The 16,234-nt window shown below is 68.1% G+C and carries 12 protein-coding genes; 3 read left to right on the top strand and 9 right to left on the bottom strand.

What is annotated here, in order from left to right; translation table 11 throughout:
* Positions 1-98: 98 nt before the first annotated feature.
* The 5 genes from sctD to SY91_RS22830 all read right to left on the bottom strand — a co-directional run bounded on the left by sctD (position 99) and on the right by SY91_RS22830 (position 7,061).
* The gene (sctD, locus tag SY91_RS22810; RefSeq protein WP_124477579.1) at positions 99-1,457 is read right to left on the bottom strand and encodes a type III secretion system inner membrane ring subunit SctD; all 1,359 of its coding nucleotides are present in this window, start codon (positions 1,455-1,457) and stop codon (positions 99-101) included.
* A complete protein-coding gene (gene sctC, locus SY91_RS22815; RefSeq protein WP_023476070.1) occupies positions 1,438-3,483 on the bottom strand; it encodes a type III secretion system outer membrane ring subunit SctC in 2,046 nt (681 codons plus the stop codon). The genes sctD and sctC overlap by 20 nt, the downstream gene beginning before the upstream one ends.
* Entirely contained in the window at positions 3,483-3,761 is a 279-nt protein-coding gene (gene sctS / locus SY91_RS22820; RefSeq protein WP_006480854.1) for a type III secretion system export apparatus subunit SctS, read from the bottom strand. Before sctS ends, sctC begins: the two co-directional genes overlap by 1 nt.
* Positions 3,758-5,977: a type III secretion system export apparatus subunit SctV gene (gene sctV, locus SY91_RS22825; protein WP_006480853.1), complete on the bottom strand. Its 2,220-nt coding sequence runs from the start codon at positions 5,975-5,977 to the stop codon at positions 3,758-3,760. Before sctV ends, sctS begins: the two co-directional genes overlap by 4 nt.
* A 250-nt stretch (positions 5,978-6,227) precedes the next feature.
* Complete coding sequence (locus tag SY91_RS22830) at positions 6,228-7,061, bottom strand: helix-turn-helix transcriptional regulator (protein WP_006480852.1); 834 nt, start codon at positions 7,059-7,061, stop codon at positions 6,228-6,230.
* A gap of 283 nt (positions 7,062-7,344) precedes the next feature.
* Here SY91_RS22830 and SY91_RS22835 point away from each other — a divergent pair, with 283 nt between their 5' ends.
* Entirely contained in the window at positions 7,345-8,253 is a 909-nt protein-coding gene (locus SY91_RS22835) for a helix-turn-helix transcriptional regulator (RefSeq protein ID WP_011547292.1), read from the top strand.
* A 130-nt stretch (positions 8,254-8,383) separates the two neighbouring features.
* On the opposite strand, the gene SY91_RS22840 is transcribed toward SY91_RS22835, so the two are convergent.
* Together SY91_RS22840 and SY91_RS22845 are read right to left on the bottom strand one after the other, a co-directional pair.
* Positions 8,384-10,030, bottom strand: a complete 1,647-nt coding sequence (locus tag SY91_RS22840) for an NRAMP family divalent metal transporter (RefSeq protein WP_023476068.1) — start codon at positions 10,028-10,030, stop codon at positions 8,384-8,386.
* Positions 10,031-10,152: 122 nt separating this feature from the next.
* Positions 10,153-10,290 carry a hypothetical protein gene (locus tag SY91_RS22845; protein ID WP_023476067.1) on the bottom strand — a complete coding sequence of 46 codons (138 nt, stop codon included), beginning with the start codon at positions 10,288-10,290 and terminating at the stop codon, positions 10,153-10,155.
* Between the two features lie 1,081 nt (positions 10,291-11,371).
* On the opposite strand from SY91_RS22845, the gene SY91_RS22850 reads away from it, so the two are divergent.
* Together SY91_RS22850 and SY91_RS22855 are read left to right on the top strand one after the other, a co-directional pair.
* Entirely contained in the window at positions 11,372-11,638 is a 267-nt protein-coding gene (locus SY91_RS22850) for a hypothetical protein (RefSeq protein ID WP_023476066.1), read from the top strand.
* 90 nt (positions 11,639-11,728) lie between these two features.
* Positions 11,729-13,210, top strand: a complete 1,482-nt coding sequence (locus tag SY91_RS22855) for a carbohydrate porin (RefSeq protein WP_023476065.1) — start codon at positions 11,729-11,731, stop codon at positions 13,208-13,210.
* 124 nt (positions 13,211-13,334) lie between these two features.
* Here SY91_RS22855 and treA read toward each other — a convergent pair whose 3' ends face one another.
* Together treA and SY91_RS22865 are read right to left on the bottom strand one after the other, a co-directional pair.
* Positions 13,335-15,053, bottom strand: a complete 1,719-nt coding sequence (gene treA / locus SY91_RS22860) for an alpha,alpha-trehalase TreA (RefSeq protein ID WP_023476064.1) — start codon at positions 15,051-15,053, stop codon at positions 13,335-13,337.
* A gap of 136 nt (positions 15,054-15,189) precedes the next feature.
* Complete coding sequence (locus SY91_RS22865) at positions 15,190-15,819, bottom strand: TetR/AcrR family transcriptional regulator (RefSeq protein ID WP_023476063.1); 630 nt, start codon at positions 15,817-15,819, stop codon at positions 15,190-15,192.
* Between the last annotated feature and the right edge of the window lie 415 nt (positions 15,820-16,234).

A 16,234-nucleotide genomic window follows, 5' to 3' on the forward strand; every position in this document is an offset into this window, starting at 1 on the left:
GGCCCCATGCCCCGCCGGCGACGTGACGCGCCGCATGCGCGCGGCGTGTCGCGTAATGCGCGCATCGCACGACGCGATGCGCTGATCCTGTCGCGACCCTAGTGCGTCGCGCCCTTCGACGCGCCGGCCGCCGCGACGGCCGGCGTCGTCGGCTCGCCCGGCAACAGCGTCGGCCCCGGCACCGGCTGCGCGACGCCCGCCGCCGCGCCGCTTGCGAGCGGCGCCACGGGCGCCGTCGGCGCCTGCTCGGGCGCACGCGCCGACGAGCCGCCGAGCGGCATCGTGATGCGCTGGCCGTTGCGCTCGAACACCACTTCGTCCGGGCCGATCGACACGACGCTCGCGCCCTCCTTCAGCCGCGCGCCTTCGAAATAGCGGCTGCCGTCGACCGTCTCGATGTAGCGTTGATCGCCGTCGCCGGCGAACACGGTCGTGATCTCCGGAATGCCCGCCGTGCCGCCGAGCGTCGTCGCCGTGCGCGGCGCCGCCGCATCGGCATCGCGCACGTGATCGACCACCTCGAGCGCCGGGCGCGCGTCCTTCATGTAGTTGCGGATGCGCGGCTCGATCTGCGCGCGCGCGGCCGTGCCCGTCAGCTCGATCCGGCCGCGGCCGAGATACGTGACCGTCAGTGCCGTGTCGCTGAAATAGGTCTGCGCGGTCGCGACCAGATCGCTGACCACGTAGAGGTTGCCGAGCGCCGCGTTGTCGACGCCCGCGACGATCTGCGCGACCCGCTCGCGCGCGGCCGGGTCGCTCACGTAGCCCGACACGATCACGCCGTCGTCGCGCGGCGCGACCGCCAGCTCCGGATACGCGTGCAGCAGTTGCTGCAGCCGGTGCGTGCGCGCGAGCACCGATTCGTGCTGCCACGGCAGCCGCCCCGACCATGCGATGAATCCGTAGCCGAGCGCGCCGAGCAGCACGCCGATCCACAGCGCGACCAGCGCGATCACGAGCCGCCGGCTGCCCAGCCGCCGCAGCCCGCCCGTGAGCCAGCCGAGCCATGCCGCTTCACGCGCGGCGTCCGGCGCATCGGTTTCGTCGGGCACCGCGACGCTCGCCTGCGCATGCCGCGCGATGCCGAGCCGGATCGAGCCGACCGTCACGACGTCGTTCGGCGTCAGCGAGCGGCGGCCGCTGCCGAGCGGCTCGTCGTTGAACAGCACCGGCGCGCCGGTGTCGCCGCCGTGGTTCTGCACCGTCACCGCAAGCGCGCCGACCTGCAGGCACACCTGTTTCGCGCCGATCTCTCGATCGGGCAGGATCACTTCGCAGTCGGCCGCCGTGCCGACCCAGTTCGCGCCGCGCGCGAGCGACATCGTGCGGCCGTACATCGGCCCGCTCAGGAAGCACAGGTTCCATGGCGACGCGAGCGCGGCCGCACCGGCCCCCGCGCTTCCCGCGCCGCCGGGCAATGCGCCGTCGCCGTGCGGATCAATGATGCTCGTCGACATGGGTGGGTGCTCCTGCGGTCGTCGCCACCGGCTGCGACGCCGCATCCTTGGGTGGCGCCGGCAACGCGGGCGGACCGAACTTCGTGCCGGGCAGCGGCTTCGGCGTCAGCGGCACCGCGACGTCGTTGTCGGGCGGCCGATACATCGACATCCCTTCCTGGCTCGCCGGCCCATCGACGCCCGGGTTCACGGGCGAGCCGTCCGGCGCGTACATCGACGCGTTCGTCACGACCCGCGGCGTCAGCAGGTAGAACCGCTCCATGTGGTTGCCCGACTTGTCGGTGTACTTGAACAGGTTGCCGATCAGCGGGATGTCGGACAGCCAGGGCACGCCGCTCTTGTTCAGCTTCACCTCGTCGTCGTTGAAACCGGCGATCAGGAGGCTCTTGCCTTCGTCGATCATCGTCTTGGTGACGATGTTGCGCTGCTGAATCACCGGCACGTTCGACACGGCCTGCCCCGGCACGATGTTGCCGTCCTGGATGTCGATCGACATCATCACGCTCTGCGGGTTGCCCGACACCGCCGCCGCGTTGCGGATCGCCTCGTCGACGATCATCGGCGTCACCTTGATGCTCGTGCCGGTCGTCACGCTGTACAGCGACGAATCCTGATAGCCGGGCACCTGCACGTAGAACTGCGTGAGGTTCTCGAGGATCGCCTCGGTGTTGTCGAGCGCGAGCACCTTCGGCTTCGATCGCAGTTGCGCCTGGCCTTTCTGCGCGAGCGCGTTCACGCGCGTGAGCAGGTAGTTGCGCAGCGACCCGCCGATCGATGCGGTCAGCGCGATGCCGGTCGGCATGAAGGTGCCCGTCTGCCCGGTTTCCGACGTGCCGATGCCGAACGTCAGCGGCGGGTTGCCGACGCCGTTGTATTGGGTGTTGCCGTTCAGCGCGTTCTGGCCGTTGCCGATCTGCACGTCGCCGTGCGTCGTGTGCAGGCGCCAGTCGATCCCGAGGCTGTCGAGCGAATCCTCGTTGATGTCGATGATCGTCACGTTGATCTCGACGATGCGCGGCCGCTCGTCGAGCTGGTTGATCAGCGACTGGTAGCGGTACATGTTCTCCGGCAGGTCGCGCACGATCACCGCGTTGATCGCCGGATCGGCGACGATCTGCGGCAGCGTGTCGCCGCCGCCGTTGTTCGAGAACGGCGAGAAGCCGCCGCCCATGCCGCTGTCCGCCCCGCCATAACCGCCCTGCCGCGGGCCGCCGGAAATGTCGGGAAAGTCGAGCCGCGGCACCGCGATCGTCAGCCCCGAGCCGAGCTTCACCTGGCGCGCGGCCTGCCCGAGCGGCGTGCTCGACGGCGCCGCGGTCGTGCCGCCGCCCTTGCCGAACAGCCGGCGCAGGATCGTCGCGACGCCCGGCACCGTCACTTCCTTGCCCGAGCGGTTGATCGTGAAGTCCGACGCCCAGCCGTATTTCAGCCGGAACGCGCGGATGTCCGCGTGCGCGCCGTTCGCCGACGGATCGCCGACCGAGCCGACCGCCTGCCGCACGAGCTCGACATAGCGGCGCGGGCCGGCCACGTACACGCTGTTCGCGCGGTCGTTGATCACCAGCGTGTAGCGCTTGTCCGGAATCTGCATCGCCTGCAGCGCGCGGCCGATTTCGCCGGACGCATTCGGCGGGATCGGAATCATCTGCGTCTGCGACTGGTCGGCCGGATCGACGTACAGGAACGAGCCGTCGTAGTACCACGTGAGCCCGTAGGTGGAACAGATCGTGTCGAGCGTCTGCTGCGGCGTGCCGGAGAAGCGGCCGCTGATCACGCCGTCGACCTTCGGGTCGACCACTGCCGTCACGCCCTGCGACGACGCGAGCTCGCGGATGAAGTCGCCGATCTTCTTGCCGTTCGCGACGATCGTGAACGGCTTGTTGCGCCAGCGCAGGTCCGCGGCGCGCGCATGCTGCGCGGGCGCCATGCACAGCGACGCCGTGAGCAGCGCGGTCGCGCACACGGCAAGCGCGACCCGTTGCAGGCTGCGCGGTTGAAACCGGATCGAGGCGACGCGTCGACGCATCAAAGAACTCCTGTGGAAGAAACGAACATGCGTTCCAGCGCCTGCTGCGCGAAGCGCAGCACTTCGCCGCCGAGCCAGCCGGACAGCAGCACGAGCGCGACCATCACGGCGATCAGCCGCACCGCGATGCCGATGTTGGCGTCCTGCACCTGCGTGACGGCCTGCAGGATCGCGACGACGAGGCCCGTGACGGTGGCGATCAGCACGATCGGCAGCGACAGCAGCAGCACGAGCATCAGCGCCTGGCGCGTCAGGTCGAGGATCGTCGAGCTCGTCATTGCACGGCTCCCGGCGCGCGCACATCGGCGCCCGCGCCGACCGTGCCGTCGTCCGGCGGGTTCTTCACCCAGCCGACCGTATGCAACTGCACGTCCTCCTCGACTTCCTGGTACGACAGCACCGCGAGTTCGGGCAGCACCGGCTGCAGGATCGTCTTCACGTAGCGGCGCGCGCCGAGCGCGACCATCACCGCGAGCCGCGCGCCACCGTGCGCGCCACCCTGCGCGTTGCCGTGGCCGCCGGGGCCGGCCGCCTGCGCGGCCTGCACGATCGCGCGCACCTGTTCGCCGATGTCCTGCTTGACCGCGCTCGACAGCGCGAGGAAATTGCCCTGCTTCGTGCGCATCACCGCGCTCTCGATTCGCTCCTGCAGGTTCTGCTCGAACAGCACGACCCGCAGCTGGCGCGCCGTGCCCGCATGGCGGTCGGTGATCATCCGGCGCAGGTCGACGCGCACGAGCTCGACCAGCGCGATCACGTCGTCGGGTTCGTTCGGCGCCCACGTGATCAGGCTTTCGAAGATCACGCGCAGGTTGCGGATCGGCACCTGTTCGGCGAGCAGCCGGCGCAGCACTTCGGTCACGCGCTGCAGCGGCACGAGCCGCGTCAGTTCGCCCACCAGCTCCGGATGATCGCGGCGCACCAGATGCACGAGCGCCTGCGTCTCCTGGATGCCGAGCAGCTCGTCCGCATGCTGGCGCACGATCTGCTCGACGTGCGCGGCCAGCGCGCTCTCGCTCGACAGCCACTTGCCGTCCGGCGCCGCGCCGTCGGGCTTGATCCACAGCGCGGTCGCGAACGGACCGAACGCCTCGGCCGGCTGGCGCTCGGCGCGCTCCGGCAGCGGCGCGACGCCGTCCCACAGCAGCCAGCCCGGCTTCAGCGCGCCGTGCGCGACGAGCACGTCCTGCAGATAGATCCGGTACGTACCGGCCGGCGCGCCCTCGTCGTCGTTCAGCGTGATGCGCGGGAATACCGTGCCGATGTCCGCGTCGACACGCGCCTTCGCGCTCGACAGCGCCGCCTGCAGTTGCGCGAGGTTCAGGCCCGTGCGCAGGTCGTCGGACAGCGACACCGCGATCAGCGACGTGACGCCCGCCGCATGCGATACCTTCGCGGGCTGGCCGTCGTCGGCCGCGCCGACACGCCCCGCGACATGAATCAGGTTGAAGCTCGGCGCGGACGTCTTGCGCTTCAGTTGCGAGAACGCGAAGGCGCCGAGGCCGAGCGCGATCAGCGCGAACGACCATTTCGGAAAACCGGGCACGACGAGAAAACCGCTCAGCACGAACGCCGCGATCAGCAGCGCGCGCGGGTGTGCGCCCAGTTGCTCGCCGAGCTGTTCGCCGAGCTGGCGCTGCCGTGCATCCCGGGTCGCGACGCGCGTGGTCACGATGCCGGCCGCGATCGATACCAGCAGCGACGGAATCTGCGACGCCATCCCGTCGCCGACCGTCAGGATCGCGTAACGCTGCAGCGCCTCGCCGATGTCCATCCCGTGCATCAGCGTGCCGACCGCGATCCCCGCGACGATGTTGATGAACGCGATCACGAGGCCCGCGATCGCGTCGCCCTTCACGAACTTCATCGCGCCGTCCATCGCGCCGTGCATCTGCGATTCCTGCTCGAGCTTCTCGCGCCGCTCGCGCGCCTCGTCGGCGCTGATGATGCCGGCGCGCAAGTCGGCGTCGATGCTCATCTGCTTGCCCGGCATCGCGTCGAGCGAGAAGCGCGCGCCGACTTCGGCCACCCGCTCCGACCCTTTCGCGATCACGATGAACTGCACGACCGCGATCACGAGGAACACCACGCCGCCCACCACCACGTTGTTGCCGACCACCAGCCGCCCGAACGCGTCGATCACGTGGCCGGCGTTCGCATGCAGCAGGATCAGCTTGCACGACGCGATGTTCAGCGCGAGCCGGAACAGCGTCGTGAACAGCAGCAGCGCGGGAAACGACGAGAAGCTGACCGCCGACGGCACGTAGGTCGACACCGTCAGCAGCACGACGCTCGCCGCGAGATTCAGCGAGATCATCCCGTCGAGCGCGGCCTGCGGCAGCGGCAGGATGAACAGCGCGACGACCGCGACGATGAAGGCCGCGAGAAACAGGTCGGCGCGCGGCGACGCGCCCCCGAGGCGCCGTCCGGACACGCCGCGGCCGGCGGAAAACAACCGCTGCCAGTCGCGGGGGAGCGCCTTCGGTTCAGCCATCGTGCCGTCGTCCTGTCGTTATCGCCGGCTGGCACGGGCAAGCCTGCCCCATGCCGCGCGGACCGTTGAATGGGACGAGTGTAGCGACGGGAAACCGCGGAAAAAGAGGCGCGCCTCGTAGCGTGAAAGCGCGTTTTCCTCAGACGATCGAATCGGACTACGAAACCCGGCGGCACGTTCGGGCACGCGCCACCGGAACCGCTTCCATCGCGCGCCGGCGCGCCGGCGCGCGCCTGCGGCAGACGTCAGCTCAGGACGGCAGCCGCCGCGCGGCGAGGTACGCGAGCTGCGCGCGGTTCTGTACGTTGAAGAGTTTTTCGAGCGAGCGGATGTGGTGCCCGACCTTGTGCAGCGACGTGCGCAGCGCGCTCGCGATCTCCTGGTCGGACAGCCCGTGCACGAGCCGGTCGAGCACTTCCTGCTGCTCGTCGCCGAGCGCGAAGCCGCGCATGCGCGCGACCCGCGCCTCGAGGAACGGCAGCGCGACGCGATGCACGGCAAGACTGACCGACAGCGCCCCGCCGATCACGCGATCGTCGATCCATTCGGTGCCGTGCGTTTCCGACGTCAGGTTCACCGCGACGCGCAGGTCGAGCCGCGGCGCCGACAGGCTGAAGATCACGCCGCTGTTCATTGCGTGCGCACGCAAGTGGCCGGCCAGCGCCAGCACCTTGCGGTCGCCGCTGCCCTGCGCGGCCGCCTCGATCTCGTCGAGCCGCCATGCGACCGGAAAGCCGCTCTGCCGCACCTGCGCGAAACGCGGGTCGCTGTCGTACAGCATTCCTTCGATGAACGGCTGCATGAACGTCGCCGGCGCGAGGTCGCGCAGCAGATGCGCACGCAGAATGCGCCGCCCGATCATTTCGTAGGCGCCGTAACCGAGCGTACTGAATCCGATTTGCCGCAATCGCGCATGACATTGCGAGAAATCGAATGGCGCAAGGTCGGTTTTACCGGGCGCTATTTGAATACCGGTAAAAAAGTCACGCTCGATTGCGTGATATTCGTTCGAATAAGCGGCGGCGGCCGCTATATCGGCTTGTGAGAACCACTCGACGCGTGGTGCGCCGTCAGCATATGTCATGAGGAGCCCGCCCTTTCCCAATATGTGAAACTGCGCCCCGTCACGATCTGGTCTTTTCTTTATGATTTTCTGGTCGTCGTTATATGCGCACGAACATGAACCTTTCGCCGCGATTAGTATTACGGCATATTACCCACACACCGACATTTTTGTACAATGCCCCCGCGTTTCGTCAGGGATGACGATCGGCGCATATCACAACGATGCTCGGTCGCACCGCCGCGAATGCCGCACACGATACGGCCGCCGCCAGGCGATGCGCGTCGATTCCGAGGGATGGCTCATGTCCGATATTGCATTGCATGAAGAAGCGGTCGCCCCAACCACCTTGCCGCGCGCGTCGCGCGGATTGAACGCATGCGCGGATGCGCTGCGCGAGCGCCCCGTGCAGGTCGTCTGGTGCGACGACGTGAAGCGCGGCGACGACGCGCAGCCGCACGCACCGAAGCTCGGCGTCGCCGATACGCTTGCGCACGCGCAGAGCACGGCCGAGCGCAACCGGATCGTCACGAGCCTGCTGCATCTGACAGGCTTCTCGACCTTCGCGTACTTCGCACTCGAATTCGCGCGCGAGCGCGTCGAAAGCCTCTACCTGCACGAAGCGTTCACGCCGGCCACCTATCGCGGCGACTACGTGCGGCACAACCATCACGACGTCGATCCGCGCACGCTCGGCGCGCGCGTGTGCAACATGCCGATCGTATGGGACCTGCAGCAATTGCGCCGCGAACACCGCGAGCGCGACGACGCGCCGTCCGTGAGCCCGGCCGCGCTCGACGGCTTCCTGCAGACGATGCAGGACGACGGGATGTGCAGCGGCATCATGTATTCGATGGCCGTGCCCGGCACGCGGCTGCACGCGTTCATGAGCTTCACCGCGCCGCGCCGCACGCGCGAATGGATCACGCCGGCGACGATCGAGCAGGCGCTGTCGATCGGGCTGTCGGTCCACAAGTTCGCGTCACCGCAACTGATCTCGACGTCGCGCGAACGCGCGGTGAACGGGCTCACGCCGTTCGAGCAGGAACTGCTGCTCGGCATCGCCGAAGGCGCGTCCGACAAGGAAATCGGCCGGCGCCTCGACACCAGCGCGCACAACGTCGACTACCACCTGCGCAAGCTGCGCAAGCGCTTCGGCGTCGCGAACCGGATTCAGCTCACGTACCTGACGTCGAAGCTCGAGCTCATCTGACGCGCGGGCGGCGGCGCGGCGCAGTTTCGTTTCGCCGATCGCGTAAACGCACATGCCGGCCTCGCGGGCCGGCATGTTTCGGTTGCGGCGCGGCGCCGGGCCGGCGCCGCTTCCTCGCGGACGATCGCCGTTACTTCAGCAGCGTCATCTGCACCACCTTCACGATCACGAGCCCGACCGCGATCACCAGATAGCCGCGCAACACGGCCATCCAGATCCGCGTCGCGAGCGTCATGTTCTGCGGCTCGAGCGTATCGAGCGGCGGCATGCGCCACGTGTCGCGCAGCGAGCGATCGATGCCCGGCTCGACGACGCGCTTGTTGCGGCGAATCAACACCGTCGCCAGATAGCCGGCGATCGCGAGCACGGTGCCGCCCACCAGCACGTCGACGATCGCCTCCCCGCTGATGTCGGGATACATCACCGACGCGGTCAGGATGATCGACAGCAGCACCAGCACCCAGATCACCGCACCCGTAAACACGTTGAGCTTCGTCGAGTTGACCCAGGGCCCGAGCACCTGGCGGTCGTTGCACAGCACGAGCAGGAACACCGTCGCGCTCGGCAGCAGCACGCCGGCCAGCGTCTGCACGGCTTCGGTCAGCAGGCCGAGCGGGCTGCCCGGAATCAGCACGAGCGTGGCCGCGGCCGCGACGATGCCGAAATAGACGAGATAGAAGCCCTTCGCGTCGGTCACGCCGCGATGCAGCGAGTGGCGGATCTTGAACACGTCGCCGATCGCGTACGCGGTCGACAGCGACACGGCCGCCGCGCCGATGATGCACGCGTCGAGCAGCGCGATCGCGAACAGCGTCGCGCTCGTGCGGCCCGCATACTTCTCGAGGCCGGCGATGATGCCGCCCGCGTCGGTGAAGTTGCCGGCTTCCGGATGGCCGCTGAACAACGCCGAGCTGAAGCCGATCATCGCGACCGCGCCCACCAGCACGAACGCGATGCCGATCCACAGGTCGGCCTTTTCATATTTCATGAAGCGCGGCGTGATGCGCTTGTCGATCACGTAGCTCTGCTGGAAGAACAATTGCCATGGCGCGACCGTCGTGCCGACGATCCCGATCACGAGCAGCATCACGTCCGACAGCTTCGCGTGCGCGGGCCAGTTCGGCACGAAGAAGTCGCGCGTCATCTGCGCGGCGGACGGGTGGATCGACACGAGCACCGGCACGAGCAGCAGGCTCAGCACGCACAGGCCGATCGCGAACCGCTCGAAGCGCCGGAAATCGCCGGTACTGACCGCGGCCATCGTCAGCGCGGCGGCCACGCACACGCCGGCCACCTTCGGCAATCCGAAGAAATCCAGCACGAACGTGATGCCGATGAACTCGGTGACGATGGTCAGCGCGTTGAGCAGGAACAGGTCGATCACGCTGAACGCGCCCCAGAACTTGCCGAAGCGTTCGAAGATCAGCCGCGCATGACCGACGCCCGTGACCGCGCCGAGACGCAGCACCATTTCCTGGTTCACGTACAGCACGGGCACCAGCAGCAGCAGCGTCCACAGCAGCGTCGTGCCGTAGTTCTGGCCGGCCTGCGTATAGGTGCCGAACGCGCCGGCATCGTTGTCGCCGACCATCACGATCAGGCCCGGGCCGATGATCGCGAGCAGTGTGCGCAGGCGCGCCCACCACGTGCCGCGTGCGCCGGTATCGTGGTGCGCGATCGTGCCGAGCGCACCGCGGATGTCGCCCAGGTGGGCTTCGTCGAGCACGGCGCCGCGGTCGGCGGCGATCGGTGGAGAAACGTTGGATGGCGTGGACATGATGTATTCCGTACGGCTAAGGGTTATGCGATTCGGTGAGCGTGTGACCTTGGAATGCGCGCGGGGCGGCCGCCCGAAGGCGGGGGCGCGTGCGCATGCCGAGGCGCGCTCGGCGCTTCTTTTCAGTGGATCAACGCTTTCAGTTGGCTCAACAGGCGGGCGAACACCCGCGGACGGGCGTCGAGCGTCAGCATCGCGTCGTAGTGGTGGCGCGATTCCGTGACGTGCGGAAGGTTCGACAGCAGAAGGCCGAAGTTCATGGTCTGGCTCCGTGCGGCGACGGCAGCGTGCCGGCCGCGTGGTGGGCGCGGGGCCAGCCAGGGGCCTGAACGACGTGTCAGGCTAGTCGGCCGGATTGTCCCCGCGACCCGGGTTCGAAAGGGTCTGCGTATGCAACGGGCATAAGGGACAACTGTCACTGTCGTTCATGGCGGCTCCTGTGCGGTGTTCCGGGGAACACGGTTGACCGCCGGCCGGCGTGCGGGCCGGCATTCGCGCGCCGGGGGAACGGATGCGCGAAAGCGGCCGCCTGCCAGGCGGCGGTGAAACCGGGCAACGCATGCGAAAACGCATCACGCTAACCGGCGCGAATCAGGGTGCACGTAGGGAGTTGCTGCGGAAATACTGCTGCGCGCACCGTTTGCCCGGGAGACAAACGGCGGCTTCGATGAGGCGCGGACGTCGGTCGCTCAGGCGGAAATTTCGTTCGAAGATCGACTACTGCAGGCGTCCAAGGCGGCGGCCCCAAGAGTGAAGATGGCGGATTCTATGGACCGCGCGAAAGTGAAGTCAACCCCTCCAAACCCCATTTTTCGAAATAAATTTCCCGCCTGACGCGACTGAAAGATTTGCCCTTGAAATAACGTTCTGAAACCTTTCAGCACCGTCGTCACGCCACCCCGCGCCGATGCGTGCGAGCAACGGTCCGCCACGCTGCCGCACCTGCCTTTTCACGCTCGCCGGGCAGACGTGCGGCGGCTCCGCTCCGCTGCGACGCGCCCACCACACAGCGCATTTTTCGTGCGTTTTTTACTTGCGCCGCAGCAAAAGTCGCGACTACAATCCGCCCCAATTCATCACGGGAGTCCCTCCGTGGACACATGCTCTAGTTGCAGTTCGATGCCGGTCCAGGCCGGCCACGCCATCGCGAGATAGCAGCCAGACGCATGTCTTTCGCCGCTAACTCGCATTCGTCGGGTTAGCGCGCCTCATCCGGGCCGGCCATCGCCGGTTCGTCAGTCGCACGCTCCGTTATGTTCCATCCTCCGATCGCAGGCCGCGTCACGCACCCGCGCTCGATCACGTCGCCCGGCGTTCGCCGGACGGAAGGGAGGCAGCGTCATGTTCTTTCCATCGTTCGCGGTCAGACTCAAGCGCGTCGTGCACGTCGCGTGCGACTGCTCGTCTTCCGGCCGCTCGCCGCTCGCCCGCGCATTCGGCCACTGGCGCGGCGTGGCTCTCGCCCACGTGCCGGCCGCACCCCGCCCGCTCGATTGCGTGCTGATCGCCGCGACGGCGGCCGCGGTCGCGCTTGCCGCGCTGCTGTGCTCGGTCGCGCCCCACGTCGGCTTCGCGCAGGTATGGCGCGTCGGCGGCTGGCTGCCGTAAGTCCTTCTCCGTGCAGGCCGTCTCGCCATGCGGCCCGCATCACGTTCCCGTTTCTTCAGCCTAACTAATCAAACTGCCAACGGAACCCGAATGAAGCAACTCTCTTCCGTCCCGCGCAAGCTTCGCGTCGATGCGCTCGCCGCGCTGCTGCTGTCGCTCGCCGCCGCTTCCGCATTCGCGCAAGCGTCGGCTCCCGCCACCGAACCGGCGGCCGGCAAGAACGATGCCGCCGCCCCCGCCCAACCGGCCGCCGATGCTGCCGCGCCCGCTCCCACCGGCTTGTGGGAACGGTCGAACCTGCTCGGCAACATGGGCGGCCTGCGCGACGTGCTCGACGAACACGGCGTCACGCTGAGCCTGCAGGAAACCAGCGAGTACCTGTACAACACGTCCGGCGGCACAGGGCGCGGCGGTGCGTACCAGGGGCTCACGCAATTCGGTTTCGACGTCGACACCGGCAAGGCGATCGGCCTGCCGGGCGGCACGTTCAACGTGTCGGGGCTGCAGATCCACGGCACCAATCTCACGCAGCGCTACCTGCAGACGCTGCAGACCGCGACCGGCATCGAGGCCAATTCGACCACGCGCCTGTGGGAGCTCTGGTACCAGCAGTCGCTGCTCGACGGCAAGGTCGACGTGAAAGTCGGCCAGCAGAGCGTCGACCAGGAATTCATGGTGAGCCAGAACGCGACAACGTTCATGAACGCGACGTTCGGCTGGCCCGTGCTGCCGTCCACCGATCTGCCGTCCGGCGGCCCTGCGTATCCGCTGTCGTCGCTCGGCGTGCGGCTGCGCGTGAAGCCGGCCGACGCGTGGACCGCGATGGTCGGCGTGTTCGACGGCAACCCGGCCGGCCGCAGCGACGGCGACGCGCAGGTGCTGAACGCGCACGGCACCAATTTCAACCTGCGCAGCGGCGCATTCGTGATCGGCGAAGTGCAGTACGCGCTGAACGCGCCGCCGGCCGACCCGAAGGCCCCGCAGCCGGCCGACCTGCCCGGCACCTACAAGCTCGGCTTCTGGTATCACTCGCAGCACGCGAACGATCCGCGCTACGGCACCGACAGGTTGTCGCTCGCCGATCCGGCCAGCAACGGCACGCCCGCCACGCATCGCGGCAACTACGGGTTCTATGCAGTCGCGGACCAGATGGTGTGGCGGCCGTCCGCCGACAGCCCGCGCTCGGTCGGCGTGTTCGCGCGCGTGATGGGCTCGCCGGGCGACCGCAATCTCGTCGATTTCGCGGCCAACGCGGGCGTGACGCTGAAGGCCCCGTTCGTCGGGCGCGACAACGACGTCGCCGGCATCGCGGTCGGCTACGCGAAGATCGGTTCGCATGCGCGCGGCCTCGACGGCGACACCGGCGCGTACACGACGCCCGGCTATCCGGTGCGCCGCGCGGAGACGGTCATCGAGGCGACCTACCAGTACCAGATCGCGCCGTGGTGGCAGGTGCAGGCCGACCTGCAGCACTTCTTCCGTCCGGGCGGCGGCATCCCGAACCCGAACGCAGCCGGCGCGCGCATCGGCGACGAAACGGTGGTCGGCGTGCGCACGACGATCACGTTCTGATGCCAGCCGCGTAAAGACGCGGGCCGGACGGTCGCTTGCGCGACGGTCCGGCCCATGCGGTGGCTTGCCGTGCGGGCACGCGGCCCGTGGCGCGCCTTACGCGCCGTGCATTATTCGCCGCCCATTACTCGCCGTACAGCCCGAGCAGTTTCAGCGTGACGCCGTTGGTCCAGCCGAAACCGTCCTGCAACGGATATTCCCCGCCTCCACCGCCGCCCGTGCCGGTGCCCTCGACCACGTACTTCTCGACGAGCTTGCCTTCGGTCGCATACACATGCTTCACGTCGGACAGGAAACGCGTGCCGATGTCCTTCGCGAGCGCCGGTTCGCCGTAACGGCGCAGCCCGTCGATCGCGATCCATTGCAGCGGCGCCCAGCCGTTCGGCGCATCCCATTGCTGGCCCGTGTTCTCGGTCGTCGTCGCGAGGCCGCCCGGCTGCAGCAGCGTCTTGCGCACTTCGCGCGCGGTCGCCTTCGCACGCTCCGGCCACGCGACGCCCGCGAACAGCGGATACAGCGCGGCCGCCGTCACGCCATCGCGCGGCTTGCGCAACTGCCAGTCGTAGTCGCCGTAATAGCCGCGACGGTTCCACAGGTAATGATTGATCGCGGCCGCACGCTTGCCCGCGCGCGCTGAAAAATCGGCCACGCACGCGATGTCGCGCGTCACCGCACAGCCCTTCACGATCGTCGTCTCGAGATGGAACATCAGGCTGTTCAGGTCGACCGGCACGATCGACGTCGTACGGATCGTCGCGAGCGTCTTGCCGTCGCCGAACCAGCGCGAGCTGTAGTCCCAGCCGCTTTCGGCGCCCGCGCGCAGGTCGCGGTACACCTCGTTCGCGGGACGGGACGGCACCGACTTCGCGGTCGTCACGTCCTCGAGATACGACTCGTCGCGCGGCGTGTCGCGCGCATCCCAGTAGCGGTTCAGCACGGCGCCGTCGGGCATCGCGACCACGTTGCGCGCCGCCTGCCCGCGCGGCGTCGTGGTTTCGCCCTGCATCCAGTACGCATGCTCCTTGCGCAGCGCCGGCAGGTATTTCTGGTAGACCTTGTCGCCTTCGACTTGCGCGGCGAGCGTGACCATGTACGCGAAGAACGGCGGCTGCGAGCGGCTCGCGTAGTACGTGCGGTTGCCATTGGGAATGTGCCCGACCGTATCGATCAGGTAGGCGAAGTTGTCAAGCATGTCGTCGACGAGATCCTCGCGCCCCGACACCTGCAGCCCGAGCATCGTGAAATAGGTATCCCAGTAGTAGCCTTCGCGGAAGCGACCGCCCGGCACGACGTACGGCTTCGGCAGCGGAATCAGCGAACTGTACGGCGGCGCCATGGTGCTTGTGCGCGTGAGCTGCGGCCACAGCCAGTCGATGTGCTCGCGCAGCGTCTGGTTCGGCGGCGGCGTCACGCCGCCTACCGGAGGCGGCGTGAAATGCTGGTCGACGAACGCCTTCAGCGAGAAGCCCGGCTGCGATTTCTGTTGCTGATACAACTGCACGATCGTCGCGGGATCGGTATCGGGCGTGGCGTCGACGAAGGTCTTCTGGTCGGGATAGAGCTGCGCGGTCTGCACCGCGACGAACAGGTCGCCGTAGAGCTGGCTCGGTGGTGGCAACAGCGTGCCCGACGCGGGAGCCGGCGCGGCTGCGGTGGTGGCCGGCAGCGCGGACTGGCTGGCCGCTTGCGCGGCGGCCTGGTTCGCATTGTCGGCCTGCGCGGCGCAGCCGGCGACGGCGAGATAGGCGATGGCCAGTGCGGCGGCCCAGCGCAGACGCGGCGCGGGCGGTGACCGACGCGACGGGAAGCGAGATGCAAGCGGTGCGGCACGACGTGACGTCATGGCGTGTCCCCTCCTTTCGTTGGTGAGTGGATCGGCACGAGGTCTCGTTCGCGCGCGCGTTCGTCTCGATGGCCTTCGATCGATACGCGTCATGTTGTGGTGCGAGTGGGTCCGACTGTCGCACGAAACATGCATGTCAAGCAAGTTTCGATTCGCGCGACTCCCGGAGATAACCGCGCACCGCCCGCCACGCACGCGCTTCGAGCGCGTTCGCATCGGTTTCGCCGCGCGCGCCCGCCGCATCGACGATGCCTTTCACGATCGCGAGCAGATCGTGCGCGACCACGTCGGGCGCGGCGACGCGCGGCGCATCGCGCAACCGGAGCGCATGCAGCAAGGTTGCGTGGATGCGATCCGCGACCCGCTCGGTGCGCGCACCGAGCGGCAACCGCGCCTCTTCGAAATCGATCAGCCGCGCGAGCACCGGCCGGCGCATCTGGTGCGCGACGGCCCCGCGCACCAGCGCGCGCAGCACGTCGTCGCAGGACGACAGCGCGGCCGCCCGGTCGACGTCGTCGAGCAGATGCGCACTCTCGCGCTCGACGAGCGCGGCCGTCAGCGCATCGCGGTTCGGGAAGTATTGATAGAGCGAGCCGATGCTCACGCCGGCCAGCGCCGCGACCGCGTTCGTCGTGTAACCGGCGAAGCCGTCGCGCTCCAGAATGCGGGCGGCCGCCTCGACGATCGCATCGACGGTGGCCACCGAGCGGCGCTGGCGCGGCGCCTTGCGCGGCGAAAGCGGCATGCGCGAAGACGAGTCGGACATGGTGGAAAGGTGCATTCCCTCGAATATGAGCAGGCGCTCACATTTTAGGAACGCACCGCCACGCCGTCAAAAGGTATCGACATGACCGCACCGGCTTCAACGCCGCTCGCCGTGTTCGCGCACGCTCACCACCGAGACCGACGAGTGGCCGGCGCGCCGCGCAACGCGTCGATCCACGGTCGCCGCGCCGACATCCTGGCGCCGCCCCGGAAAGCGCGCACACGTTCCGCCACGGCAACGGCGTGCGATTCGTCGGCCACGTGGAGGCAACACGCACGAGCAGCCCGTCGACCGCATGGGCGCAGTCGTACTTTCCGCACCGCCCGCCGGAAAGGACGACTGTTGCAACATGCGGAACAACTGTTGTCGTACGTGACGCAGCGGTCACATTTTGGGCATAATGGCGTCTTTACCG

Source organism: Burkholderia cenocepacia (assembly GCF_014211915.1).
GTDB lineage: Bacteria > Pseudomonadota > Gammaproteobacteria > Burkholderiales > Burkholderiaceae > Burkholderia > Burkholderia orbicola.

Excerpts from the sequence above, each read along its gene's own strand:
- sctD (WP_124477579.1), bottom strand. The coding sequence starts at position 1,457 with ATGTCGACGAGCATCATTGATCCGCACGGCGACGGCGCATTGCCCGGC.
- treA (WP_023476064.1), bottom strand. The coding sequence starts at position 15,053 with ATGACGTCACGTCGTGCCGCACCGCTTGCATCTCGCTTCCCGTCGCGT.
- SY91_RS22835 (WP_011547292.1), top strand. The coding sequence starts at position 7,345 with ATGTCCGATATTGCATTGCATGAAGAAGCGGTCGCCCCAACCACCTTG.
- SY91_RS22830 (WP_006480852.1), bottom strand. The coding sequence starts at position 7,061 with ATGACATATGCTGACGGCGCACCACGCGTCGAGTGGTTCTCACAAGCC.
- SY91_RS22850 (WP_023476066.1), top strand. The coding sequence starts at position 11,372 with ATGTTCTTTCCATCGTTCGCGGTCAGACTCAAGCGCGTCGTGCACGTC.
- sctC (WP_023476070.1), bottom strand. The coding sequence starts at position 3,483 with ATGCGTCGACGCGTCGCCTCGATCCGGTTTCAACCGCGCAGCCTGCAA.
- SY91_RS22865 (WP_023476063.1), bottom strand. The coding sequence starts at position 15,819 with ATGTCCGACTCGTCTTCGCGCATGCCGCTTTCGCCGCGCAAGGCGCCG.
- sctS (WP_006480854.1), bottom strand. The coding sequence starts at position 3,761 with ATGACGAGCTCGACGATCCTCGACCTGACGCGCCAGGCGCTGATGCTC.
- sctV (WP_006480853.1), bottom strand. The coding sequence starts at position 5,977 with ATGGCTGAACCGAAGGCGCTCCCCCGCGACTGGCAGCGGTTGTTTTCC.
- SY91_RS22845 (WP_023476067.1), bottom strand. The coding sequence starts at position 10,290 with ATGAACTTCGGCCTTCTGCTGTCGAACCTTCCGCACGTCACGGAATCG.
- SY91_RS22840 (WP_023476068.1), bottom strand. The coding sequence starts at position 10,030 with ATGTCCACGCCATCCAACGTTTCTCCACCGATCGCCGCCGACCGCGGC.
- SY91_RS22855 (WP_023476065.1), top strand. The coding sequence starts at position 11,729 with ATGAAGCAACTCTCTTCCGTCCCGCGCAAGCTTCGCGTCGATGCGCTC.